This window comes from Aliiroseovarius halocynthiae, from assembly GCF_007004645.1.
In the GTDB taxonomy this organism is placed as follows: Bacteria; Pseudomonadota; Alphaproteobacteria; order Rhodobacterales; family Rhodobacteraceae; genus Aliiroseovarius; species Aliiroseovarius halocynthiae.
In genome coordinates this window covers 72,176-94,669 of record NZ_ML660024.1, presented here as the reverse complement: position 1 = coordinate 94,669, position 22,494 = coordinate 72,176, and the positions used below count along the sequence as shown (strand labels likewise).

22 protein-coding genes and 1 riboswitch are annotated in these 22,494 nt (G+C 59.3%); of the genes, 11 read left to right on the top strand and 11 right to left on the bottom strand.

Going from position 1 to position 22,494, the window contains the following annotated elements; translation table 11 throughout:
* Positions 1–18 precede the first annotated feature (18 nt).
* On the bottom strand, positions 19–753 hold the full coding sequence (locus tag FIL88_RS13730; protein ID WP_142854451.1) for a DUF1013 domain-containing protein: 735 nt from the start codon (positions 751–753) through the stop codon (positions 19–21).
* A 147-nt stretch (positions 754–900) separates the two neighbouring features.
* On the opposite strand from FIL88_RS13730, the gene FIL88_RS13725 reads away from it, so the two are divergent.
* A complete protein-coding gene (locus FIL88_RS13725) occupies positions 901–1,542 on the top strand; it encodes a ribonuclease T2 family protein (protein WP_142854450.1) in 642 nt (213 codons plus the stop codon).
* A gap of 331 nt (positions 1,543–1,873) precedes the next feature.
* Here the strand turns inward: FIL88_RS13725 and FIL88_RS13720 are convergent, their stop codons facing one another.
* From FIL88_RS13720 to FIL88_RS13710, 3 genes are read right to left on the bottom strand one after another with little or no spacing between them, the layout of a single operon-like run.
* Entirely contained in the window at positions 1,874–2,497 is a 624-nt protein-coding gene (locus FIL88_RS13720; RefSeq protein ID WP_142854449.1) for a hypothetical protein, read from the bottom strand.
* A 5-nt stretch (positions 2,498–2,502) separates the two neighbouring features.
* A complete protein-coding gene (locus tag FIL88_RS13715) occupies positions 2,503–3,483 on the bottom strand; it encodes an NAD(P)H-quinone oxidoreductase (protein WP_142854448.1) in 981 nt (326 codons plus the stop codon).
* On the bottom strand, positions 3,480–4,163 hold the full coding sequence (locus tag FIL88_RS13710; protein WP_142854447.1) for a COQ9 family protein: 684 nt from the start codon (positions 4,161–4,163) through the stop codon (positions 3,480–3,482). The genes FIL88_RS13715 and FIL88_RS13710 overlap by 4 nt, the downstream gene beginning before the upstream one ends.
* 110 nt (positions 4,164–4,273) lie before the next feature.
* On the opposite strand from FIL88_RS13710, the gene rpsU reads away from it, so the two are divergent.
* Entirely contained in the window at positions 4,274–4,480 is a 207-nt protein-coding gene (gene rpsU, locus FIL88_RS13705; protein WP_007255353.1) for a 30S ribosomal protein S21, read from the top strand.
* Positions 4,481–4,568: 88 nt separating this feature from the next.
* Here the strand turns inward: rpsU and FIL88_RS13700 are convergent, their stop codons facing one another.
* The 3 genes from FIL88_RS13700 to FIL88_RS13690 are packed head-to-tail and all read right to left on the bottom strand — an operon-like array spanning position 4,569 to position 6,557.
* Positions 4,569–5,483, bottom strand: a complete 915-nt coding sequence (locus FIL88_RS13700; RefSeq protein WP_142854446.1) for an ornithine cyclodeaminase family protein — start codon at positions 5,481–5,483, stop codon at positions 4,569–4,571.
* Positions 5,480–6,109, bottom strand: a complete 630-nt coding sequence (locus FIL88_RS13695; RefSeq protein ID WP_142854445.1) for an HAD family hydrolase — start codon at positions 6,107–6,109, stop codon at positions 5,480–5,482. The genes FIL88_RS13700 and FIL88_RS13695 overlap by 4 nt, the downstream gene beginning before the upstream one ends.
* A gap of 55 nt (positions 6,110–6,164) precedes the next feature.
* Positions 6,165–6,557: a response regulator gene (locus FIL88_RS13690; protein WP_142854444.1), complete on the bottom strand. Its 393-nt coding sequence runs from the start codon at positions 6,555–6,557 to the stop codon at positions 6,165–6,167.
* A 155-nt stretch (positions 6,558–6,712) separates the two neighbouring features.
* Here FIL88_RS13690 and FIL88_RS13685 point away from each other — a divergent pair, with 155 nt between their 5' ends.
* The 4 genes from FIL88_RS13685 to FIL88_RS13670 are packed head-to-tail and all read left to right on the top strand — an operon-like array spanning position 6,713 to position 10,166.
* A complete protein-coding gene (locus FIL88_RS13685) occupies positions 6,713–7,084 on the top strand; it encodes a DUF1636 family protein (RefSeq protein ID WP_142854443.1) in 372 nt (123 codons plus the stop codon).
* The gene (locus FIL88_RS13680) at positions 7,081–8,022 is read left to right on the top strand and encodes a threonine-phosphate decarboxylase (RefSeq protein ID WP_142854442.1); all 942 of its coding nucleotides are present in this window, start codon (positions 7,081–7,083) and stop codon (positions 8,020–8,022) included. Before FIL88_RS13685 ends, FIL88_RS13680 begins: the two co-directional genes overlap by 4 nt.
* Positions 8,019–8,936 (top strand): adenosylcobinamide-phosphate synthase CbiB, encoded by a 918-nt coding sequence (gene cbiB / locus FIL88_RS13675; protein WP_142854441.1) that lies wholly within the window; start codon positions 8,019–8,021, stop codon positions 8,934–8,936. The genes FIL88_RS13680 and cbiB overlap by 4 nt, the downstream gene beginning before the upstream one ends.
* 48 nt (positions 8,937–8,984) lie before the next feature.
* Entirely contained in the window at positions 8,985–10,166 is a 1,182-nt protein-coding gene (locus FIL88_RS13670; RefSeq protein WP_142854440.1) for a lytic murein transglycosylase, read from the top strand.
* Positions 10,167–10,205: 39 nt separating this feature from the next.
* Here FIL88_RS13670 and FIL88_RS13665 read toward each other — a convergent pair whose 3' ends face one another.
* Both FIL88_RS13665 and smc read right to left on the bottom strand, forming a co-directional pair.
* Entirely contained in the window at positions 10,206–10,673 is a 468-nt protein-coding gene (locus FIL88_RS13665; protein ID WP_142854439.1) for a YbjN domain-containing protein, read from the bottom strand.
* Between the two features lie 70 nt (positions 10,674–10,743).
* Positions 10,744–14,199, bottom strand: coding sequence for a chromosome segregation protein SMC (gene smc, locus FIL88_RS13660; RefSeq protein ID WP_142854438.1), 3,456 nt, complete (start codon positions 14,197–14,199; stop codon positions 10,744–10,746).
* A 202-nt stretch (positions 14,200–14,401) separates the two neighbouring features.
* A riboswitch (cobalamin riboswitch) is annotated at positions 14,402–14,601 on the top strand.
* A 32-nt stretch (positions 14,602–14,633) separates the two neighbouring features.
* Here smc and cobW point away from each other — a divergent pair.
* Both cobW and FIL88_RS13650 read left to right on the top strand, forming a co-directional pair.
* Positions 14,634–15,746, top strand: coding sequence for a cobalamin biosynthesis protein CobW (gene cobW, locus FIL88_RS13655; RefSeq protein WP_142854437.1), 1,113 nt, complete (start codon positions 14,634–14,636; stop codon positions 15,744–15,746).
* The gene (locus tag FIL88_RS13650) at positions 15,743–16,195 is read left to right on the top strand and encodes a GNAT family N-acetyltransferase (protein ID WP_142854436.1); all 453 of its coding nucleotides are present in this window, start codon (positions 15,743–15,745) and stop codon (positions 16,193–16,195) included. Before cobW ends, FIL88_RS13650 begins: the two co-directional genes overlap by 4 nt.
* A 7-nt stretch (positions 16,196–16,202) precedes the next feature.
* On the opposite strand, the gene FIL88_RS16735 is transcribed toward FIL88_RS13650, so the two are convergent.
* Positions 16,203–16,367 (bottom strand): hypothetical protein, encoded by a 165-nt coding sequence (locus FIL88_RS16735; protein ID WP_185960949.1) that lies wholly within the window; start codon positions 16,365–16,367, stop codon positions 16,203–16,205.
* A gap of 63 nt (positions 16,368–16,430) precedes the next feature.
* Here FIL88_RS16735 and cobN point away from each other — a divergent pair, with 63 nt between their 5' ends.
* Both cobN and FIL88_RS13640 read left to right on the top strand, forming a co-directional pair.
* Positions 16,431–20,123 (top strand): cobaltochelatase subunit CobN, encoded by a 3,693-nt coding sequence (gene cobN / locus FIL88_RS13645; protein WP_142854435.1) that lies wholly within the window; start codon positions 16,431–16,433, stop codon positions 20,121–20,123.
* Entirely contained in the window at positions 20,120–20,725 is a 606-nt protein-coding gene (locus FIL88_RS13640) for a nucleotidyltransferase family protein (protein WP_142854434.1), read from the top strand. Before cobN ends, FIL88_RS13640 begins: the two co-directional genes overlap by 4 nt.
* Here FIL88_RS13640 and FIL88_RS13635 read toward each other — a convergent pair.
* Complete coding sequence (locus tag FIL88_RS13635) at positions 20,722–20,961, bottom strand: hypothetical protein (protein ID WP_185960948.1); 240 nt, start codon at positions 20,959–20,961, stop codon at positions 20,722–20,724. The two genes, FIL88_RS13640 and FIL88_RS13635, sit on opposite strands and share 4 nt — an antisense overlap.
* Before the next feature lie 236 nt (positions 20,962–21,197).
* Here FIL88_RS13635 and FIL88_RS13630 point away from each other — a divergent pair, with 236 nt between their 5' ends.
* Positions 21,198–22,403, top strand: a complete 1,206-nt coding sequence (locus tag FIL88_RS13630; protein WP_142854432.1) for a TsoY family (seleno)protein — start codon at positions 21,198–21,200, stop codon at positions 22,401–22,403.
* Positions 22,404–22,494: the final 91 nt, after the last annotated feature.

The window sequence follows — 22,494 nt, the reverse complement described above, 5'->3', positions numbered from 1 at the left end:
GGGCCGGGGTTTGGGTTCTTATTCGTCTTCGTCTTTTGCATCCGGAAGATTGAAGAAGCTGTCTGCATCGGGCAGCTCTTCTTCTTTCTCTTCCGGTGCATCGGACAACGAGAAAGTCTCGAGCCCTTCGATCGCGCTTGGGATCTTCGGCTCGGTATCCATGGCCAAGCTCTGCTCGGTCGACACCAGTTTGCGACGCTCGTCATCAGACATGACACCGCCTTCTTTGGCCTTCTTGGCAGCGGCTTTTTGAACAGCTTGGTCCAGCTCGCTTTGCTTACACAGACCCAAAGCAACCGGGTCGATCGGTTCCATGTTCTGGATGTTCCAGTGGGTGCGTTCGCGGATCGACTGAATGGTCGGCTTGGTGGTGCCTACCAGCTTGGCGATCTGTGCGTCTGCCAGTTCCGGGTGGAATTTCACCAGCCACAGGATCGAGTTCGGACGGTCCTGACGCTTGGACAATGGCGTATAGCGTGGGCCGCGGCGTTTGTCTTCGCCCGCCGCAGCGGCATAGAATTTCTGCTTCAGCTTGTGCAGCGGGTTGGCTTCGGCTTTTTCAATTTCGCCCGCATCCAGCTGGTTGTTTGCCACAGGGTCGAAACCCTTGACGCCAACTGCAACGTCGCCATCGGCGATACCTTGCACTTCCAGCTCGTGTAGGCCGCAAAAATCTGCGATCTGCTTGAAGCTCATCGTTGTGTTGTCCACCAGCCAGACGGCGGTGGCTTTTGCCATGATCAGTTTGCTCATCTGAACACTCCTTACAATATCGGCCCGAATACAACTTTCCCGCGCCCTGGCTGGGCTGTCTGGCGTCTTCTGACCTTCCAGACGGGTTTCCGTTGTCGGGGAACTTGAGGTCTATATAAGGAAAGACAGTGAAAGAGGGAAGGGCAAATGCGTCAACTATTCTTGGGCGGCTTGATCTGGCTGAGTGCCGCATGGGCCTGTGTGGCCGATGGCGAGCGGGCAGGTGATTTTGATTATTACGTCCTGTCGCTTAGCTGGTCCCCCAACTGGTGCGCGACGACCGGCGACCAGCGCGGGTCCGAGCAATGCGACCCTGCGCGCGCTCTTGGCTGGGTCGTGCATGGGCTTTGGCCCCAGTATGAACGCGGCTGGCCGAGTTACTGCAAAACGGCCATGCGCCCACCGTCCCGGTCGATGACCGCCGCGCAGGCGGATCTGTTCGGTACGGGTGGGGCCGCATGGTACCAGTGGAAGAAACACGGCACCTGTGCGGGGCTGGAGGCGGCGACCTATTACGATCTGGTCCGGCAGGCCTTTGGCGCGGTGAACCGCCCCGAGGTGCTGCGAAAACTGACCCAACCCGTGCGCCTGCCCGCTTCAGTCGTCGAAGAGGCTTTCCTTCAGGCCAATCCCAGCTGGGAGCCGGATATGTTGACCATCACCTGCAAAAGCGACCGCATCCAAGAAGCGCGCCTTTGCCTGTCGAAAGAGTTGGAACCACGTATCTGCGCACGAGATGTGGTGCGTGATTGCACAGCCCAAAAGGCGTTGCTGGACCCCGTGCGGTGAAATTTACGATTGAAAATGTAATTTGGTGAGAGTTAGATTCCGCTAGTCGGCGCATCGTCGATTCAGTACGGGTTTACCCGTTTGTTACTTGCTATTAAGCTGACGCTATTAGCAAAAAGGATAAGGCGAATGACTGATAAGAAGTCTACTGGAAAACGGGTTTCCTTTGGAGAATCCGTTTCGCCGCGAGGAGCTGGAAATGCAAAGCGGACAACAGTTGAGCGTTCTGCCCAGCCTTCGGGGCTAGGTAGCGCTCAAGGCTCAACTCAGCCAACTGGATCGGGTGGAAACAATACTTCATCTGGCGGGAAGAACCCTGGGAAGAAGTAAACTACTTACGAGCGCGCCTTAGGTCGACTTCTACGATTTGCTCTGCTGGAATAAATGTTATTCGATGGCCGTCTTCATCTGATATGGTAGATATTTCCCGGCGTATATCATTTTCGGTTATGGCATTTACGTATAGTGCAACTGACCCATCAAGACCAAGCGTAACGGCGCCGTTTGGGAGGTCGCTATAAGGTTCCATTTGGTAACTCTCAAGACAACGGCCATCCTTTAGTGTGACTAGGACTTGGGAGTATTCCAATCCTGTCTCTTGAGTGATGGTTTGCCATGCCGTTGCATGGCCGTCATCTTGATCGGCACTTATCCATTTCAATATTTCTTGAAAGCACTTTCTAAGTTTAGCACGCCAGATACTTGCGGCTGCTACTGACGCAACAATGCAGGCGGACGACGCAATTGCATTTCTGGACGAATAGCCGGCGGGGATGTGTAACAATGATTGTTCAAACACAAACAGCGCAATTACGCCAAAGCACAAGGTGATTGCGGCAGTGTCAATGCTTCTATGGTGTCTTGTTTGGCCGGAAAACCCAACAATATACCCCAGATACCCTGCGACCAAGATGACCTGAAATTGCCAAGTAAGTTCCAGTAAGTCTGAATACATCTAACTCAAACCTCCAACACAATCTTTCCGATATGCTGGCTGGTTTCCATGCGGGCGTGGGCTTTGTGGGCATCCTCAAGCGCAAATACCTGATCCATGACAGGCGCAACGCGGCCAGCATCCAGAAGCGGCCAGACCTTTTCGGCCAATTCTTCAGCGATGCGTGCCTTGGCTAGATCCGATTGCGGGCGCAGGGTCGATCCCGTGACGGTCAGGCGTTTGGCCATGATCTGGGCGAAGTTGATTTCGGCCTTGGGGCCAGACAGGAAGGCGATGTGGACCATGCGGCCTTCGACGGCCAGACATTTGATGTTACGGGCGATATAGCCGCCGCCGACCATGTCGAGGATCAGGTTCGCGCCGCCTTCGGACTTCATCACCTCGACAAAGTCTTCGTCTTTGTAATTGATCGCGCGCTCGGCTCCTAAATCGGCGCAGACTGCGCATTTTTCGTCGGAGCCAGCGGTTGTGAAAACCCGTGCGCCGAAGGCATTTGCCAGCTGGATTGCTGTGGTGCCGATGCCCGAGCTGCCGCCATGGACTAAGAACCGCTCGCCTGCTTGCAACCCGCCACGCATGAACACGTTGGACCAAACGGTGAAGAAGGTCTCGGGCAGGCAGGCGGCCTCTTTCATCCCCATGCCGTCGGGGAGGCGCAGGGCGTGAGTTGCCGGGGTTGTGACGTATTCTGCATAACCGCCGCCGGGCAGCAGGGCGCAAACCTTGTCGCCCACGACCCATTGCGTAACACCTTCGCCCAACGCCACAACTTCGCCCGAGGCTTCAAGGCCGGGCAGGGGGCTGGCGGTCGGTGGCGGGGCATAGCTGCCCGCGCGTTGCAGCGCGTCCGGGCGGTTCACGCCCGCAAAGGCCACTTTGATCAGAATTTCGCCCGGACGCGGGGTCGGAATGGGCTGATCGCTGATCTGCAAAACCTCGGGACCACCGGGTTCGGTGATCTGAATTGCGCGCATGGTGTCGGTCATTTCTCGTCCTCGTCTGGGTGCCAGCGGCCGGGATAGTTCGGGTTCGGGGCGCCGGGAGCCTTGATCGTGTCCAGGATCTTGCCGGGCCCCGACATGAAGGCCTTATAAAGCCCAGATCCACGCGCCTGCCCTTTGATCTTTTCGATCTGCATCACGTCGTCGATGCGGCGGTCAAGGAAGGCCCACGTGGCCTCGTCCCCGTCGCTTTCATCGCCCAGCCAGAACAGCACGACCGATGAGTAAACCGCCGACAACGTGGCGCGTTTCGTGTACCAGTTCAGATCGGTCGAGCTGTCGCCCAATGTCTCCCAGATCAGGCCGCAGGTGGTCCACAGCGCGGCGGCCCCGTCGCTTGCGTTCTGAGGCATTGAAAAGAAGGTCATGCCCTTGCGGACCAGTTCCTTATCCGCAACCTCTAGCCGGAACCGCACGCCCGCCGCGATTTTGTCGCGAAAGCGCATTTCCGACAGGTCCGCCGCGTTCAGGCGCTCGACCATTTTCGCGTCACCAGACCGATGATAGGCCAGCGCCAGATCCAGTGCTCCACGTGGGTAAATGGCACGCGCGTCGGTTTCGGTCATTTCGCAGTCTTCGGCCGCAGCCAGAAGGGTTGCATCAGACCACCCGTCGAACGGGACGTGATGGGTGGCTGCTTCCAACAGGTTATCTTTCAAGGTCATGGGCTTTCCTCGCATCTGAGGGCGAACTGGACAAGAGGCTTCGTCACTGCTAGAAGCCAGCTTCCTGCAACTTTTTGCAAACTCTAACTTAGAAAGGTGGTGACAACCACATGCAGGTTTCGGTTCGTGATAACAACGTCGATCAAGCGCTTCGTGCGCTGAAGAAAAAACTTCAGCGTGAAGGTGTCTTCCGTGAGATGAAGCTTAAGCAACATTTCGAGAAGCCCTCCGAGAAAAAAGCGCGCGAGAAGGCAGAAGCGATTCGCCGTCAGCGTAAGCTGGCTCGGAAAAAAGCACAGCGTGAAGGTCTTCTTTAAGATCTGAACAGTGTTCGATGGGCAGGTTGTCAACTGTCCGTCAAAACGACCCCCGTAAGCGCCGCTTCCGGGGGTTTGTTTTTTGGTGCTACCGGTTGCGCCACGCATCCAGAATGTAACGGCTGGTCATCAGATCCAGATGTGCGCCACCACCGTTTTTATAAAGCGTGATGTCATCAGGCTGGCGGGTGAAGACGCCGTCCTTGTGGTCGTAAAGATCGCCGACGACATCCTCGCGGCGGATCACTCCGCGGGCCAGAGGGTCTTTGAATTCGCCAATGTGATCCAGCACCGTGTCGCGGCTGTCCATGAACAGACAGGCGCGGGTCAGGGTGGTGTCGTCGGCCTCGCGCATATCGGGGCGATAGGCGCCGATCAGGTCCAGATGCTGGCCGGGGCGCAGCCAATCACCCTTGATAATCGGGTCTGTTGTCATGGTGGCCGAGGTTATGATGTCTGCCTGCGCGAACCCCTCTTCAAGTGAGGCAACGGCTTTGGTCTTGTCGAACTCGCCCGCGAACTTGGCGGCCCCTTCCGGGCTGCGGTTCCAGATCAGAAAGCGGGCATTGGGGAACATAGCTTCATAAGCCATGCGCAAGTTGCGCCCGACCGTGCCCGCGCCAACGATCAGAACCACCTTACTGTCGGGCCGCGCCAGAAGCCGCGCACCCAACGCGCTGTCGCCTGCGGTCTTCCACTTGGTGACCAGATGGAAGTCCACGATGGCTTCCAACAACCCGGTGGTGTCGTCATACAGGTTCACCGCCCCATGGATCATCGGCTCGCCGCGACCCGGATTGCGGGGCATGATGTTGGCGGTCTTTACAGCGCTTCCCAACCCGTCGATCCAAGCCGATCGGGTCAGCATCGTATCCTCGCCGCGATAGAGGAACGTGTCACCGATCTGTGCTTTCGGCTTGGTGTGGCCGTCCAAAAACGCATCTGCCAGCGCGTTCCAGTCCAGCAGATCGTCGGCCTTAAATGGAATCAGCTCTGGGGTCATAGGTCGGTCTCTTTGATCAGGTTGCGCGCGATAAGCGCGTCTGCCCAACCGCGGGGCGAGGTAAAGTGATGTACCTGCCAGCCACGCGCTTCTGCAGCGGCAATGTTTTCGGGCCGATCATCGGTGAACAAAAGGCCGCCCGGTGCGTGGCCGCAATCATCCTCGAGCATTTGGTAGATCTGCGCGCTGGGCTTGGTCACACCCATTTGGCCCGAGATATACCGACGATCAAACGCGGACAGGAAGTCATATTCTGCCTCGGCAATGTCGAAGGTCTGGATCCCGAAATTGGACAACGCGAAAACGGGCACGCCTCGGGCCTTCAGCGCGCGCAGCGTGGCGACGGACAGGTCAATGGCGGGTTGCGCCAGCTGAAGCCAGCGATCATGCCACCACAGGATTTCCGTGCGAAATTCGGGATGCTTTTCGGCGGCGTCATAGACCATGTCGCGGAAGTCTTGCCCCTGATCGACCAGTTCGTTCATGCCGTGCAGGTCAACAGCGGCGAACATCTGTTCCCGGCGGGGCTGGCCGATCCATTGGTCGTAAAGCTCTTCCGGCTGCCACCGGATCAAGACGTTTCCAATATCAAATACGACGGCGGTAACAGGAGTATTCTGTGTCATACCGCGACATTAGAAGGTTTGCGTGGAAACGGAAGCCATAACCTGATTTTACGCGTTATCCGTCGAAATGATCGGATTGCCGTTGGGCCGCGCGTGCGTGGTGATCCACCAGGCTAACGATATCCGACGGGTCGGAATCAGTCGGGACACAGGCATGGACGTTCGATGTCAGCGCGAAGATCGAACCATCGGAAAAGAAGCTGTTGCTGGTTACGAAGATGATCCGGGCCTTGGGCAGCCGATATGCGATGAAATCGGCAAGTGCAAAGGGGCGCCCACCGTCAATGTCGGCGTCCAGGATAACTGCGTCAAAGCTTTGATCAGCCAAAAGCGCGTTGGCCTGCGATTTGGATAAGGCCTGCGCAACCTCCATCCCCTGACGCATCAGATGTGCCGACCAAATTTGGGCCAGGCTGGGATTTTCTTCAATAATCAAAATACGCATCATAAACTCCGCCGCAGCGGTATGGCACGTTCTGGGCGTTCTGCCAAATGAATCGTTTTTGGTGGGCTGGTCGCTCCGTTCGGATAGCACGCCGCAATTTACATTGTCTTTCACGGCATTTTCCGCTTGAACCAGATCCAGCAATGAAGGAGCGCGCGATGACAACCTGGATCACCATCTGTGACACTTGCAAACACGCGGATTGGGCTGAACGAGGAATGAAGCAGACCGATGGCGAAGCCTTGGCCGCGTTGATTGAGGCGCAGGCCGACGGTACGCCTGTCCGCACCCGCCGCGTGTCTTGCATGATGGGCTGCGACAACAGCTGCAATGTCACCGTTCAGGCGCATGGCAAGCTTTGCTACACATTGGGACGGTTCGAGGTGTCCGAGGATGCCGCGCAGGGAATCGTCGACTATGCGGTGGCCCATGCGGATAGCGAGACAGGGCAGGTGCCTTATCGTGAATGGCCGCAGGCTGTGAAAGGTCATTTCGTAACCCGCCACGCCCCCTTGCCGGAGGACACATGACCGAAGTGGAAGAACGCGATCACGGGGGCGGGCTGGACGCAGCCATCGCGCGGTTCGGCGGCACACGTGCGGGCTGGTTGGACCTGTCCACGGGCATCAACCCGCTGCCCTATCCTGTGGGAAAGTTCTCGGCGGATGCATGGACCGCGCTGCCCGACAAGGGCGCATTTGCACGGCTCGAGGCTGCGGCGCGCCGCTTTTGGAATGTCCCCGATGGCGCTGCCGTTCTGGCGGCTCCGGGTGCATCTGCCCTGATTGCGCGCATCCCATCGCTTCTGCCCGCCGCTCAGGTGCAGATCGAAGGCCCAACCTATAACGAACACGCCGCCGGGTTTCAGGCGCAAGGGTGGCAGGTTGTGGAGCACTCAGCCCCCGCCTGCGTCATGGTGCATCCCAACAATCCCGATGGTCGTGTTTGGCCCGGCTTGGACACGGACCGCGACCTGACCGTGATCGACGAAAGCTTTTGCGACGTGATGCCCGATCAAAGCCTGATCAAAACTGCAACAAAACCCGGCGTGCTGATCTTGAAAAGTTTCGGCAAGTTCTGGGGGCTTGCAGGGCTGCGCCTTGGCTTTGTGATCGGAGATCCTGTGCTGGTTGCCAAGCTGCGTGACACGATTGGTCCGTGGCAAGTCTCGGGTCCGGCGTTGGAACTTGGCGCGCAAGCGCTTCAGGATCATGACTGGGCAAATGAAACCCGCACGCGTCTGGCAGACGACTCAGCACGACTGGATGCGCTGATGACGGCCAACGGCGCAGTCGCGCTGGGCGGCACGACGCTGTTTCGGCTTTACGATGTGGGCGACGCACAGGCGTGGCAGGACCGCTTGGCCGAACACCATTTGTGGTCACGCATTTTCCCCTATTCCACTCGGTGGCTGCGCCTTGGCCTGCCGCATCCCGATCGCTGGTCGCAGCTGGAGACCGCCCTATGAGTTACGCCTCGGCGCTTGTTCTGGCTTTGATACTGGACGCCTTTATTGGCGAGCCTGACTGGGCATGGAAACGCGTACCACATCCGGCAGTCTTGATGGGCCGTGCAATCGAAATGCTAGAGCGCGGTTTGAATGAAGGTGACAACCGCTTTTTTAACGGCGCTTTGGGGATTTTCGTTCTGGCCGCAATTGCAGTGATAGTTGGCCAATTTGTTCAGCACCTGCCCTTTGGTGGGCTGCTCGAGATCATCGTCGCCGCGATCCTTCTGGCGCAGAAATCTTTGGCTCAACATGTGCAAGCCGTGGCCGACGCGCTGCGCCAATCAACCGAGGAAGGGCGCAAAGCAGTCGCCATGATTGTTGGGCGTGACACACAGGGCATGACAGATGACGCCATTGCCCGTGGTGCGATCGAAAGCGCGGCCGAGAACTTCTCGGATGGGGTGGTGGCACCAGCCTTCTGGTTCCTGATTGCGGGGCTTCCGGGGTTGATGGCCTATAAGCTGGTGAATACGGCCGACAGCATGATCGGCTATCGCAACGAACGCTATGAAGAGTTCGGAAAATTCGCGGCCCGTCTGGATGACGTACTGAACTGGGTGCCCGCACGCCTAACTGCTGTGATCTTGGCCTTGGCCAGTCGTAAATGGTCTGCGTGGCATGTGATCCGCCGTGATGCGCCCCTTCACCGCTCGCCCAATGCGGGTTGGCCCGAGGCCGCAATGGCCCGCACCTTGAATGTCGCTCTGTCCGGCCCCCGTGCCTATCATGGTGAAATGCGGGACTTCCCGTGGGTGAATGACGAAGGTGCGCGCGATATCGGCGCGAAAGAGGTAGATCAGGCCGTCGATGCGCTGTGGTCGGCATGGTTGGTCTTTATCGGGATCGTGTTCCTTCTGTCGGTTGCCACTTGATGCGAATCCGGTAATCTGCCGGTCGAGCAGAGAACCAAAGGTATTCAGATGCAAAAAATTCTTTCGGCGGCGGTTGTCGCATTCGCGATGACCCTGCCCGCACAGGCGCAAACCGTGGCGTGTGGCGGCAGCTTCAAGGGCTTTGTCAGCGCCATGAAAGACGCGGCCATCGCCAAGGGGCATTCTAAGGCAAGCGTGGACAAATTCTTCGCGTCGGTTCGACAGGATTCAGCCACGCTGAACGCGGACCGTTCGCAAGGGATCTTTCAACGGCCATTCGTCGATTTCTCGCGTCGTTTAATCAGCAAAGACCGGATCGACCGTGGCCGTGCAATGTTGCGCAAACATGCGGCTGTCTTTGATCGGATGGAGTCCGAATACGGTGTTAGCCGTGGGGTTCTAACCGCCTTCTGGGCGTTCGAGACTGACTATGGCGCCTTCCAGGGGGACTTTAATACGCTGAACTCTCTGGTCACGCTGTCCCATGATTGCCGCCGCCCCGAGCTGTTCCAGCCGCAGGTGTTCGCAGCGCTTGAACTGTTTGAAACAGGCGCGTTCAACCCGTCCACGTCGACCGGTGCATGGGCAGGTGAAATCGGCATGGTTCAGATGCTGCCCGGCGACATCATCGAGGCCGGAGTGGACGGCAATGGCGATGGAAAAATTGACCTACGCAAAACGCCAGCCGATGCGCTTTTGTCTGGGGCCAATATGCTTCGGGGCCTTGGCTGGCGTGCAGGCGAGCCGTGGTTGCAAGAGGTGACCGTCCCCTCTGATCTGAACTGGGCCGAGACCGGGTTGGACACAACAAAAAACGTGTCCGACTGGGCGGCGCTGGGCGTCTCGCCGCGGGCGGGAAAACTGGGTGCAGGGGACCTGCCTGCGTCGATCATCCTGCCGCAGGGACGCAAGGGGCCAGCTTTCATCGCCTATCCAAATTTCCGTGTGTATTTCGAGTGGAACCAAAGCTTCGTCTATGTGACCACCGCCGCCTATTTTGCCACCCGGCTGGAAGGTGCACCGGTGTTCAATGCGGGAAATCCCGACCCGGCCTTCACAGGTCAGCAGATGAAAGCGCTGCAAAAGAAACTGTCGGCGCGCGGGCATGACGTGGGCAAGATTGACGGTATTCTGGGGGCAAAGACCCGCGCCGCCATCCAGAAAGAACAAGTCCGGCTGGGCCTGCCTGCAGACGCGTGGCCGACGGTAAAACTTTTGAATGCACTCTAAGAAAAATGCCCCCAGCTATCAGGTTGGGGGCATTTTGATTTAGGAAAGCGCGTCTTCGAAGCTTTTGATAGCTTCGGTCCAGATGTCAAAAACCTCGTCAAAATCGGTCATGCTGACCCCGTCCTGACCGGTATAGATGTCATATTCCAGCATCTTGCGACCATCTTCGGCGCGATAGGCCCGGCCATAGCGCTGCTCGGCGTTCCATTCGTTCAGGCCGTCCAAAGAAATCTCGCTTTCTTTGGTATATGCGGCGAAAAACTGAAGCGAATTGCAGTTCTTATTATCGCGACAGCCATAGAAGAAAACGACCATACTGGTTCCGTAATACTGAACCTCGACCGAGGGGTCGCCGACGCTGTCTTCAACCAGTTTTGCAGGGGCGCCAAGCTCTTCGAAATACGCCAGAACGCTTTCAGGTTCAGAAGCTTTGACCTGCTGAGCCGATGCAACGTGACCGGCCAGCAGGGACAAGGCCAGAGCGCCGGAAAAAAGGATGGATTTCATAGGTTTCTCCAAATCAGAATTCAGAGAGAACTTAGGCCCTTGATCACAAACGGGCAAGGGCGAAGCCGGGTCAGGCCACCATCTGTTCGGCCTTTTTCAGGTCCACGCTGACCAGCTGGCTGACACCCTGTTCAGCCATGGTGACACCGAACAAACGATCCATCCGTGACATCGTCACTGCGTGGTGGGTGATGATCAGGAAACGTGTGTTGGTGCGGCGCGTCATCTCGTCCAGAAGGTCGCAGAAACGGGTCACGTTGGCATCGTCCAGCGGCGCGTCGACCTCGTCCAGCACACAGATGGGCGCGGGGTTGGCCAGGAAGACGGCAAAGATCAGCGCCAGTGCCGTTAGTGTCTGTTCCCCACCCGACAACAGGCTGAGCGTCGACAGTTTCTTGCCGGGGGGCTGGCACATGATTTCAAGCCCTGCATCCAGCGGGTCATCGCTTTCGACCAGAACCAACTTTGCCTCGCCGCCGCCAAACAGGTGCTGGAACAAAGTTCCGAAGCTTTCGTTCACCTGCTCGAACGCGGTCAAAAGACGCTCGCGGCCTTCCTTGTTCAGACTGGATATGCCTGAGCGCAACGTCTTGATCGCTTCTTCCAGGTCGGTCTTCTCGCTCAGCAGATGGTCGTGCTCTTCCTGCACTTCCTTGGCGTCTTCCTCGGCGCGCAAGTTGACGGCGCCCAAAGAATCCCGCTGGCGTTTCAGGCGGTTCACATCATGTTCGATCTGCTCGGACGATGGCATCTTTTCGGGGTCCGCATCCAGCGTTTCCAGCAGAGCGCCCGGCGTGGTTTCCATCTCTTCCTGAATGCGCTCAGCGGCAAGGGTCACGGTTTCGCGGGCAGCATCGGCGCGGGCTTCGGCGCGGGCGCGGGCCTCGCGGGCTTCACCGGCGGCGCGTTCAGCGTCACGTTCGGCATTGGCCGCTTCGCGCTCGGCGGTTTCGCCTTCGGCCAGCTTGTCCCCTGCCGCTTTGCGGCGTGTCTCGGCCTCGCCAATCGCGTCGGCCAGCTCGTCACGTTTTGCAGCCAGTTCGTCCGGCGCGGCTTGGGCGTCTTTCAGCTCTGCCTCATTTTCCGTCTTGCGCTCGTCCAGCTCAGCAATTCGCTTGCCGGCGGTTTCCAGACGATGTTTCCAACCCGAGATCTCTTTGGTGATTTCCTGACTACGACGTGTCCGTGCTTCGCCCTCGCGGCGCAGCTCGTCATGGGCCGAACGTTTGGACATCATGGTCATCCGTGCGGCTTCGACGGCCATCTTGACCTCTTCCACCTGCGTGCGTGCGGCGTCCAGATCGCCCAGATCGGCAACACCTTTTTCCGCCTCAGTCAAACGCTGACGTGCACCCATGGCTTCTTCTTCGTGACGTTTCAACGCCAACCCAAGGTTTTCCAGCTTGCCTTCCGCGATGTTGCGATCGGCTTCGGCGCGGGACAGGGCGCGGTTGGCTTCGGTCACGGCGCGATCAGCATCGCGGCGGGCATCGCGGGCGCGTTTATCTGCTTCGGTCGTCTCGATTAGACGGGTTTTCAGCACGTCATGGGCTGCGCGTGCACCGTCTGCGCGGGCCGTGGCCTCTTCCAGATCCTGCTTCAGTTCTTGCAGGCGGTTGAGCTGCTCAAGCCGCAACGCTGCGGTCGAGGGCTGATCTTCTGCGCCCGCCCGGAACCCGTCCCAGCGCCACAGATCACCCTCGATCGAGACCAGACGCTGGCCGGGTTTTAGGTCCGCTTGCAAACGTGCGGCATCTTCTGTGTTGACCAAGCCGATCTGGCTCATTCGACGGGCCAGGACTTCGGGCACCGAGACATAGTTGGACAGGGCGTTTACACCCTCGGGCAGCGATTGCGCTTGTGAATATCCCGGCAGAAGCGCCCAGCCCGAGGGCGCCTCGCCGTCAATTTCTGGCGCGCGCAGATCGTCGGCCAGCGCCGCCCCCAAGGCTTTCTCGTACCCTGATTTCACGCGCAGGCTGTCCAGTACCTGCGACCCTTCGGACGCATCACGTTCGACCAGACGGGACAGCGCCTGAACCTCGGCATGCAGCGCGTTCACTTCGCCTTCGGCAGAAGACCGCGCGGCACGCGCATCTGCCTCGCGGGCCTGTGCGTCTGAACGGGCTTCATCGGCGGCAACCAATGCGGCTTCCGCCTGTTCCGAGGCTTTGGACGCCGCCGAGTGTGCCACACCGGCCGCATCAAAATCTGTCGCTGCCTTGTCCACCGCGCCCTTGGCGTCATCCATCGCGGCGCGGGCGCGGGTCGCTTCGCCCTCGCTTTTCTCAAGCGTTTTGCGGCTGTCATCCAGCAAACGATGGGCTGATTGGTGGCGCGCGGCCAGCCGTGCGACGTCTTCCGTCAGTTGGGTCAGGTCGCCTTCACGTTCCTGCAGGATCGCGGCACTGTCACGGGCATCTGCATTTGATGCCTCAAGCGCGTCATCGTGACCTTCAGAGGCTTTGGTGATCTGCGCCTGTTCCCATTCCAGCCGCTCGATCGTTTCGCCTGCATCCTTGTTCAGCCCGCTTTCGCGGTCGATATCGCGGGCCAATTGCGCGATGCGGCTGGTCAGGGTTTCGATGCGCGCGCGGGCTTGGCTTTCCTGATCCGACAGCTGATCGCGCTGGACTTGCAAGCGTTGCAGGATGGCGGCGGCGATGGCCTCTTCCTCGCGCAGGGGCGGCAGACGGTCCTCGGCCTCTTGTCGGGCTTTGGTCGCCTGACGCGAGGCACCTTCGGCGGCGGCAGCAGCCTTCACACGTTCGGTCAACTGTGCTTGCGCTTCGGCGCGTGCTGCGTCGGCTTCTCTCCAGCGGCGATAAAGAAGCAGTCCTTCGGCGCGACGCAGGTCGTCCCCGATGGTGCGATAGCGTGCGGCTTGCCGCGCCTGCCGGGCAAGTTGCCCAAGCTGCGATGCCAACTGCTCGATCACGTCTTCGATACGCGCCAGATTGGTCTCGGTGCCTTTCAGCTTCAGTTCGGCCTCGTGGCGGCGCTGATACAGGCCCGAGATGCCCGCGGCTTCTTCAAGAATGCGGCGACGGGCCTTGGGTTTGGCGTTGATCAGCTCGGAAATCTGACCCTGCCGCACCAGCGCAGGCGAATGTGCCCCGGTCGAGGCATCGGCGAACAGCATGCTGACGTCACGCGCACGCACATCTTTGGTGTTTACCTTATAGGCAGATCCAGCGTCGCGGGTGATCCGGCGTATGATTTCCAGATTGTCACTTTCGTTGAACCCGGACGGGGCAAGCCGTTCGCTGTTGTCCAACAGCAGCGAGACCTCGGCAAAGTTACGGGCCGGGCGCGAGGCTGCACCGGCAAAGATCACATCCTCCATTCCGCCGCCACGCATGGCGGTCGGGCGGTTTTCACCCATGACCCAGCGCAGCGCTTCCAGCAGGTTGGATTTGCCGCAACCGTTTGGTCCAACCACACCCGTCAGCCCGTCCGCGATCACCAGATCGGTCGGGTCTACAAAGCTTTTAAAGCCATTCAGACGGAGTTTTGAAAACCGCAAGCGGTCTGCCTCATCATTGATTCTTACAGTTCAATGATTGTTCGAAGGGATTGTGCAGGAGTCAACGGCGGGGACCGATATGTGGTCGAAATGGGCGACTTATCCACAAGATATTGCATTTTGGGCCTTCAGGGCGTGGATTTGTTGCCGCCAAACCTGCCCGCAAGGTCGGTTTCGATCTTGACCCTTTGCCCCCTTGCGCGGCAAAGACGTTCTGCATGGTTCCCGATGGGACAAAAGGGAATGCACCGGGGACGACCCAATCCGGGGTCTGATGGTGCAGCCGCCCCCGCGACTGTAAGCGGAGAGCGCCCGCCAGTGCCACTGACCCAAAGGGTCGGGAAGGCGGCGGCGCGCTTCGACCCGCAAAGCCAGGAGACCTGCCATGCACATATGCAACCCACCCGTCGGGGAGACGGGCGAAGGAGGATAAGATGCAAGCGAAGATACCTGCAACCGTGGTCACCGGTTTTCTGGGCGCGGGCAAGACGACCCTGATCCGCCACATGCTGGACAACGCCAAGGGCAAGCGCATCGCGCTGATCATCAACGAGTTTGGCGATTTGGGCGTGGATGGCGACATCCTGAAAGGCTGCGGGGACGAAACCTGCACCGAGGATGATATCATGGAGCTGTCGAACGGTTGCATCTGCTGCACCGTCGCTGAAGATTTCATCCCGACGCTGGAAAAGCTGCTGGATCGCGACACCCCACCCGATCACATCGTGATTGAAACCTCGGGTCTGGCCCTGCCGCAGCCCTTGGTGCGTGCGTTCCAATGGCCCGAGATTTCGACCCGCGTGACTGTGGATGGTGTTGTCACCGTTGTGGACGGGAAAGCCGTGTTTGACGGTCAGTTCGCGTCGAATCTGGATGCCGTGGAAGCACAGCGAAAGCTGGACGAAAATCTGGATCACGAGACGCCTCTGTCCGAGCTGTTCAAGGATCAGGTGGCATGTGCGGACATGATTGTCGTGAACAAGTCCGACCTGCTGGCGGAAGGCGAGGCAGATCAACTGGTCTCACAACTGACGGGCGACAGCCGTGACGGGGTGCAGGTCGTGCGCTCGACCATGGGTGCGCTGCCGGTCGAGGTTCTGTTGGGTCAGGGCATGGGCGCCGAGGATGATATGGATGCCCGTCTGTCGCTTCACGAGAAGGGGCATCATCATCACGATGATCACCACCACGACCATGACGACGACCACCATCACAATGATCACGATGACGACCATCACCATCACCACCACCACGATCACGACCATGATGCGTTCGAAAGCTTCGTGGTCACGCTGGGCGAGGTTGCCGATCCAGAAGCCTTTGCCGAGAAAGTTGCTGACGTCATCCGCGCCAACAACATTCTGCGCCTGAAAGGCTTCGCAGCCGTAGAAGGCAAGCCGATGCGTCTGACGCTTCAAGCGGTTGGCCCGCGTGTGGATACGTATTTCGACCAACCCTTTGGTACCCAGACCCGCGAGACACGTCTTGTGGTCATCGGGCAGTCGGGGCTGGATCGGGCTGCGATTGAACAGGCGCTGTCCGCATGACGATCGAAGTTGTCCCAGGCGATCCGCGTGATCCTCAGGCCACGGCCTTGCTACAGCAAAGCCACGCCCTGATGGAGAGCTTGTTTCCCCCCGAGGATAATTTCTTTCTGAACATCGATGACCTGTGCGTGCCTGAAGTTTCGTTCTTCGTGGCACGCGAGGGCGACGTGGTGCTGGGGACCGGCGCACTGGCCGACAAGGGTGATTATGGCGAGGTGAAATCAATGTTCGTCTCGCCCGATGCGCGCGGGAAAGGCGTGGGCGAGGCTCTGCTGCGCCAGATCGAAGCCACCTCTCGGGCGCAGGGACATGAGGCGATGAAGCTGGAAACAGGCAACGTGCTTTATGCAGCGCACCGCCTGTATGAACGGGCCGGGTTCTCCAAATGCGGTCCGTTTGGCGACTATCCTGAAGCCAACAGCTCGATTTTCATGGAGAAGGCGCTGTGATCGGCGCTTACGCCTTTTTGCACTTGTCGGCAGCAGCTTTCATCCGCGCCAGAAGCGCTGATTTGTCGTCTTTCCGGTTCAGCGGGTTCTTCTCGGTCCCGCGGGCGTTATGTTCGGAATGGCGGGGCTTGCCCTTCGCAGGTTTCGGCGCGCCAGCAGCTTTATAATCCATAGGGTTCACCTTGATCGGGTCATGTTTGGCCGGTCCATAACATCTTAACGCAAGGGACGCGACATGCATCTTCTGGCAGCCACTCCGGGCAGCATTGATGACGGGAAAGAACCGGTTGATCTGGGGCAGACGCCATCGGATCTGGTGTTCATTTCGGCCGCAGACACGGAACTTGTAGGGCTGGCCCAAGCGCGGGCCGAGATGGCGGGCGCACCGGGACTGCGTCTGGCCAACATGATGCATCTGGCGCACCCAATGTCGGTTGATTTGCATATCGACAATTGCGCGACGAAATCTCGGCTGGTCGTGGCGCGGGTGCTTGGCGGCGTTGGCTACTGGAAATACGGGGCCGAGCAATATGCGGCCCATCTGCGTGACGCGGGCGTGCCTTTGGCGCTGCTGCCCGGAGATGACAAGCCAGATGCCGAACTGCGGGCGCTGTCGACGGTGTCGGACGAAGACTACGATGCGCTTTGGGCCTATTTGGTCGAGGGCGGGCCAGAGAACTCTGTTGGGTTTCTGAATTACGCTAAGGTGATGATGTTGGGCGGCGAGCGCCCCGAAGCCGCGCGGCCGCTGTTGCGCGCAGGTGTTTATTGGCCGGGCGCAGGCGTGGCCGAATTGTCTGCCGCACAAGAGGCGTGGAGCGACGACGCCCCTATTGTGCCCGTCGTCTTTTATCGCGCGCTGGTGCAGGGCGCGGGGCTGAATCCGATCAATCGTCTGGTGAGGTCGCTTCTGCGGCAGGGACTGAACCCACTGCCCGTGTTCGTAGCGTCTTTGAAGGATCCGGTGTCCGTCGCCACGCTGGAAAGCTTGTTCACCGAGGTCGCGCCCGAGGTCATCCTGAACTGTACCTCGTTCGCCGTTGGCTCGCCGCATCAAGGGGAGGCGTCCAAAGGGGCATCGAACCCCTTTGAAGCGCCGTGGTGCAATGCGGCACCGGTGTTTCAGGTGGTGCTGGCGGGATCAAGCGAAGAGGCTTGGGCCGAAGGGCTGACCGGTCTGTCTGCGCGCGACATCGCGATGAATGTAGCCCTGCCCGAAGTGGACGGCCGCATCCTGTCGCGTGCGATTTCATTCAAGGGCGAGGCGTTCTTTGACGAGGCCACCGAATGCCCCATCGCGACCTACAAGGCGCTGGGCGACCGGGTGCAGTTTGTGGCCGAGCTTGCCGCAAACTGGGCGCGATTACGTCGCGCTGGAGCAGCCAATCGCAAAGTCGCGTTGATCATGGCCAACTATCCCAACAAGGATGGGCGGCTTGCCAATGGCGTGGGCCTGGATACGCCTGCAGCGGTGGTTCATGCGCTGGGGTTACTGTCTGATCAGGGATACGCGATTGCGGATGTCCCTGCGGACAGCGATGCCTTGATGCAGGCCGTGATGACGGGGCCGACGAACTGGCTGACCGACCGGGCGGATCGTGTGGGCGGCGAGCGCCTGACGCTGGAAGATTATCGTCGCTTCTATGATGCCCTGCCGTGGGAGATGCGCGAGGCGATGGAAAGCCGCTGGGGTGCACCCGAAGCGGATCCGTTTTTCGTGGACGGGGCGTTTGCCCTGTCGATCCTGACTTATGGCAACGCGGTTGTCGGGGTGCAGCCCGCGCGGGGCTATAATATTGACCCGACCGAGACCTATCACTCGCCCGACCTTGTCCCGCCACACAACTATCTGGCCTTCTATTTCTGGCTGCGCCACACGTTCGGCGCGCACGCGCTGGTCCACATGGGCAAGCACGGGAACCTTGAATGGCTGCCGGGTAAAGCCGTTGCTTTGTCCGAAACGTGCTGGCCCGAGGCTGTGATGGGCCCGATGCCCCATATATATCCGTTCATCGTGAACGATCCCGGCGAGGGCACGCAGGCCAAGCGCCGTGCGCAAGCGGTGATCATCGACCACCTGACGCCGCCGCTGGCGCGGGCCGAGACCTATGGTCCGCTGCGCGATCTGGAAGCGTTGGTGGATGAATACTATGAAGCCGCTGGTGTCGATCCCCGTCGGATCGTGCATTTGCGGCGCGAGATCCTGACCCTGACCCAAGCCACTGGGCTGGATGCCGATGTAGGTATGTCGGGCGAGGATGAAGACAGCGATTTGGCCAAGCTGGATGCCTATCTGTGCGAGTTGAAAGAGGCGCAAATCCGTGACGGGTTGCACGTGTTCGGGCAGTCTCCGATTGGGGATCTGGAACGTGATCTTGGCATTGCGCTGGTCCGTGTCCCGCGCGGGCAGGGCGAGGGCGGCGATGCGTCCCTGATCCGGGCGCTCGCCACGGATTGCGGCGTGGAGATTGATCCGTTGGATTGCGAGATGGCGACCAAATATGACGGCCCACGTCATGCGCTGTTGGAGGCGATCGAGGCCGGAAACTGGCGCAGCAATGGCGACACGGTTGAACGGCTGGAGCTGCTGGCGCAGGCTGCGGTAACATGGGATGAGGTGCCGGAAGAGTTCGCCGCAACCCGCCCGGTTCTGGATGCCTATCATGCGCAGGTATTGCCGTCTGTGCGGGCTTGCGGACCAGAGGAGGGGAAGGGGCTTCTCACCGCCCTTGGCGGGCAATTCGTCGCCCCTGCGCCATCCGGCGCGCCCACCCGCGGGCGTTTGGATGTGTTGCCGACGGGACGGAACTTCTTCTCGGTCGACAGCCGTGCGGTGCCGACCCCGACCGCATGGTCGCTGGGCTGGAAATCGGCGAGCTTGTTGATCGACAAGCATCTTCAAACTCATGGGGACTGGCCGCGTACGATGCTGCTGACGGCATGGGGCACCGCCAATATGCGCACAGGCGGCGATGATATCGCGCAAGCCTTGGCGCTGATGGGTGTGAAGCCCAAATGGGACAGCGCCAACCGCCGTGTGACCGGTTTCGAAGTGATCCCATCGTCTGCCTTGGGCCGACCCCGCGTGGACGTCACCTTGCGTGTGTCGGGGTTCTTCCGCGATGCCTTCCCGCAGTTGATCGCCTTGATGGATAGCGCCGCGCGTGCAGTGCAGGCGATGGACGAACCGGACGATGTAAACCCCGCCGCCGCGCGTGTACGTGCGGGCGGGGGTGCGTCGCGGGTCTATGGGTCGAAACCCGGCGCCTATGGTGCGGGACTTCAGGCGATGATTGATGAGCGGCTTTGGGCCGATAAAGCCGATCTGGCCGAGGCCTATCTGGAATGGGGCGGCTATGCCTATGGCGCGGGCAGCGAAGGCACTCGCGACCGCGAAGGGTTCGAGGCGCGGCTTGGGCAGGTCGAAGCCATTGTGCAGAATCAGGACAACCGCGAACACGACCTGTTGGATAGCGACGATTACTATCAGTTTGAAGGGGGTGCAGCGGCGGCTGTGTCGACGCTTCAGGGGCGGGATCGACCGATCTATCACAACGACCACTCGCGCCCTGAACGTCCGGTGATCCGTACGCTGGAAGACGAAATCGGGCGCGTGGTCCGTTCGCGTGTTGTGAACCCGAAATGGATCGATGGGGTGAAGCGCCACGGCTATAAAGGCGCGTTCGAGATTGCAGCGACGGTTGACTATATGTTTGCCTTCGCGGCCACGACGGGCGCGGTGCGCAGCCATCACTTTGATCTGGTCTATGGTGCGTTCATTGAAGACGACGACACGCGCGATTTCATCGAAGAACATAACGATCCAGCCCTGAAAGAGATCGCGGAACGTCTGCGCGAAGCGATCGAACGAGGGCTTTGGACACCGCGGTCAAACTCGGCCCGCGCGATGCTGGATCAGATCCGATGACTCATCTGCGGTTTGCCGGGCTGGACGATGCCACACAGCGGAACACGCTGGAGCAGATCATTCGCGGCGCGCCGCATTTGATGCAGGTGCTACAGATCGCGCGGGACATGGATTTGCCGGATTGGTGGCTGGTGTCCGGTGCGATCTATAACACGGTGTGGAACAGCCTGACCGGGCGCGATTTGCGTCATGGGATCAAGGATGCGGATCTGTTTTATTTCGATCCCGACACCAGTTACGAGTCCGAGGACCGGGTGATCAAACGCGGTGACGCGCTGTTCCCGCAGGATCCGCTGGTCGAAATCCGCAATCAGGCGCGGGTGCATCTGTGGTACGAACACCATTTCGGCGAGGCGTATTCCCCGCTGCGTGATGCGCGCGAAGGGATCGACCGTTTTGCCTGCCGTACCCATTGCGTGGGAGTGCGGCTTCAGCGCGATGACAGCCTAAAAACCTATGCGCCCTATGGGTTGGATGACATCTTCGCGTTTCGGGTGACGCCAAACCCGATCCGAAACAACCGCGCCACACACGAGGCGAAAGCCGCGCGCCAAAAGGCGCAATGGCCGGAACTGACGGTCATACCTTGGCCAAATAGTTAAGCCGTATCGCAGTCAATTTCCGCGCGCTGAATGGCTTGGTCGCCGCTCAGGGACCCCTCGACAACCGTGCATCCGGTGGCCTGCTCAATCGCTGTTTTAGAGCGCGCCAGAATCACCGGAAGTCGGGGCAGGACCTCGAATCCGATGCGATAGACCTCGACCCAGTTCTCGCGCTGATGTACGGAAAATGTGGATCCTTCGACCTCGATCCGTGTGGTCGCGGTGTCGCGATGCATGAATTGCGGGCTGGGGCTATCACAGGCAGCGAGGGCTGATAGGCCTAGTAAAACAAGGGAATGGGCAAGGCGCATGGTCGGTGTCTCCTTCCCCTGCACTTTGCGGTGCCTTGGTTAACAATCGGTAAATCCATGCATTTTCGCCCCGCGACAACTTGTGCAGCCTGATGACTTGCAAACTGTTGCATTTGCAATTATAAGATATTCAAGAAAACGAATATGAATGGAGCAATCCGATGCAAACCTCTCGTCCCGCGGATAAATATTCGCCGCTTTACTTTCTGGCCTCGGTCGGGGCCGGTGGCCTGTCGGTCACCTTCTTCATGTACCTAATGTTCTGGGTGAAACATCCAGGCAAACCGGTCCCGGTTTTTGAAGATATCATGGCCGCATTCACCACCGGGGCGATGGGGCTGCAAACCGCCATCATCGTCGCGTGGGTCGGTATCGCCGCGATGGTCTTCTTGAACCTGAAATACCTGATCTGGAACCTGAAAAGCTTCTCGGCCTTCCGTAAAACCGAAGGCTATTCAGCACTGAAGAACTCGAACGCCGAAACCACCATCCTTGCCATGCCGCTGGCGCTGGCGATGAGCGTGAACGGCATGTTCGTTGCCGGACTGGTTTTCGTGCCCGGCCTGTGGTCGATCGTGGAATACCTGTTCCCCTTCGCCATGGCCGCCTTCCTGGCCATCGGCATTCTGGCGCTGAGCTATATCGGTGACTTCCTGGGCCGCGTCTTGTCCCAAGGCGGCGTGTTCGACGTGACCGCACACAACAGCTTTGCCCAGATGCTGCCGTCCTTTGCGCTGGCCATGACTGCTGTGGGCTTTGCTGCCCCCGCGGCCATGAGCTCTAACACCATCGTGGTGGGTGTATCACTGGTGGGTTCGACTTTCTTTGGGACGGCTGCCATCGTCTATGCCGCTTTGGCCCTGTTCACTGCATTCAACTCGATGCTGCATCACGGGACCGCCAAAGAAGCCGCGCCGACGCTGATGATCGTTATCCCGCTGATGACAATTCTGGGCATCATGTTCATGCGTCAAAACCACGGCCTGCATGCCACGTTTGATGTCCACGGTTCGGCTGCCGAAACCATGGTGTTCCTTGCCCGTCTGATCGCTGTCCAAGTTCTGTTTGGTCTGCTGGGTCTGGTGGTGCTGTCGCGCGTTGGGTACTGGAAAAGCTTTGTCTTCGGCAACGAAACTTCGCCCGGTTCCTATGCGCTGGTCTGCCCAGGTGTCGCCCTGTCAGTTCTGCTGCACTTCTTCTTGAACTCGGGTCTGGTCAAAGCCGGTGTGATTGACAAGTTCTCGGTCATGTACTGGGTGATTTCCGCCATTGCCATAGCTTTCCAGTTCGCCATGATTGCCTTGGTTGTTCGTCTGAACAAACAGCATTTTGGCCGCGACGAAAGCTCGGCGGTACCAGCCGAGTAATACGCCACTCACGGTGGCCAAAATAGGCGGGCGTCCTGATTTTCGGGGCGCCCGCTCTTGCATCTGGGGGCGTGTGCTTTCACAGTGGACG

Coding starts and splice junctions, on each gene's coding strand:
- FIL88_RS13730 (WP_142854451.1), bottom strand. CDS start 753: ATGAGCAAACTGATCATGGCAAAAGCCACCGCCGTCTGGCTGGTGGAC.
- FIL88_RS13725 (WP_142854450.1), top strand. CDS start 901: ATGCGTCAACTATTCTTGGGCGGCTTGATCTGGCTGAGTGCCGCATGG.
- FIL88_RS13720 (WP_142854449.1), bottom strand. CDS start 2,497: ATGTATTCAGACTTACTGGAACTTACTTGGCAATTTCAGGTCATCTTG.
- FIL88_RS13715 (WP_142854448.1), bottom strand. CDS start 3,483: ATGACCGACACCATGCGCGCAATTCAGATCACCGAACCCGGTGGTCCC.
- FIL88_RS13710 (WP_142854447.1), bottom strand. CDS start 4,163: ATGACCTTGAAAGATAACCTGTTGGAAGCAGCCACCCATCACGTCCCG.
- rpsU (WP_007255353.1), top strand. CDS start 4,274: ATGCAGGTTTCGGTTCGTGATAACAACGTCGATCAAGCGCTTCGTGCG.
- FIL88_RS13700 (WP_142854446.1), bottom strand. CDS start 5,483: ATGACCCCAGAGCTGATTCCATTTAAGGCCGACGATCTGCTGGACTGG.
- FIL88_RS13695 (WP_142854445.1), bottom strand. CDS start 6,109: ATGACACAGAATACTCCTGTTACCGCCGTCGTATTTGATATTGGAAAC.
- FIL88_RS13690 (WP_142854444.1), bottom strand. CDS start 6,557: ATGATGCGTATTTTGATTATTGAAGAAAATCCCAGCCTGGCCCAAATT.
- FIL88_RS13685 (WP_142854443.1), top strand. CDS start 6,713: ATGACAACCTGGATCACCATCTGTGACACTTGCAAACACGCGGATTGG.
- FIL88_RS13680 (WP_142854442.1), top strand. CDS start 7,081: ATGACCGAAGTGGAAGAACGCGATCACGGGGGCGGGCTGGACGCAGCC.
- cbiB (WP_142854441.1), top strand. CDS start 8,019: ATGAGTTACGCCTCGGCGCTTGTTCTGGCTTTGATACTGGACGCCTTT.
- FIL88_RS13670 (WP_142854440.1), top strand. CDS start 8,985: ATGCAAAAAATTCTTTCGGCGGCGGTTGTCGCATTCGCGATGACCCTG.
- FIL88_RS13665 (WP_142854439.1), bottom strand. CDS start 10,673: ATGAAATCCATCCTTTTTTCCGGCGCTCTGGCCTTGTCCCTGCTGGCC.
- cobW (WP_142854437.1), top strand. CDS start 14,634: ATGCAAGCGAAGATACCTGCAACCGTGGTCACCGGTTTTCTGGGCGCG.
- FIL88_RS13650 (WP_142854436.1), top strand. CDS start 15,743: ATGACGATCGAAGTTGTCCCAGGCGATCCGCGTGATCCTCAGGCCACG.
- FIL88_RS16735 (WP_185960949.1), bottom strand. CDS start 16,367: ATGGATTATAAAGCTGCTGGCGCGCCGAAACCTGCGAAGGGCAAGCCC.
- cobN (WP_142854435.1), top strand. CDS start 16,431: ATGCATCTTCTGGCAGCCACTCCGGGCAGCATTGATGACGGGAAAGAA.
- FIL88_RS13640 (WP_142854434.1), top strand. CDS start 20,120: ATGACTCATCTGCGGTTTGCCGGGCTGGACGATGCCACACAGCGGAAC.
- FIL88_RS13635 (WP_185960948.1), bottom strand. CDS start 20,961: ATGCATCGCGACACCGCGACCACACGGATCGAGGTCGAAGGATCCACA.
- FIL88_RS13630 (WP_142854432.1), top strand. CDS start 21,198: ATGCAAACCTCTCGTCCCGCGGATAAATATTCGCCGCTTTACTTTCTG.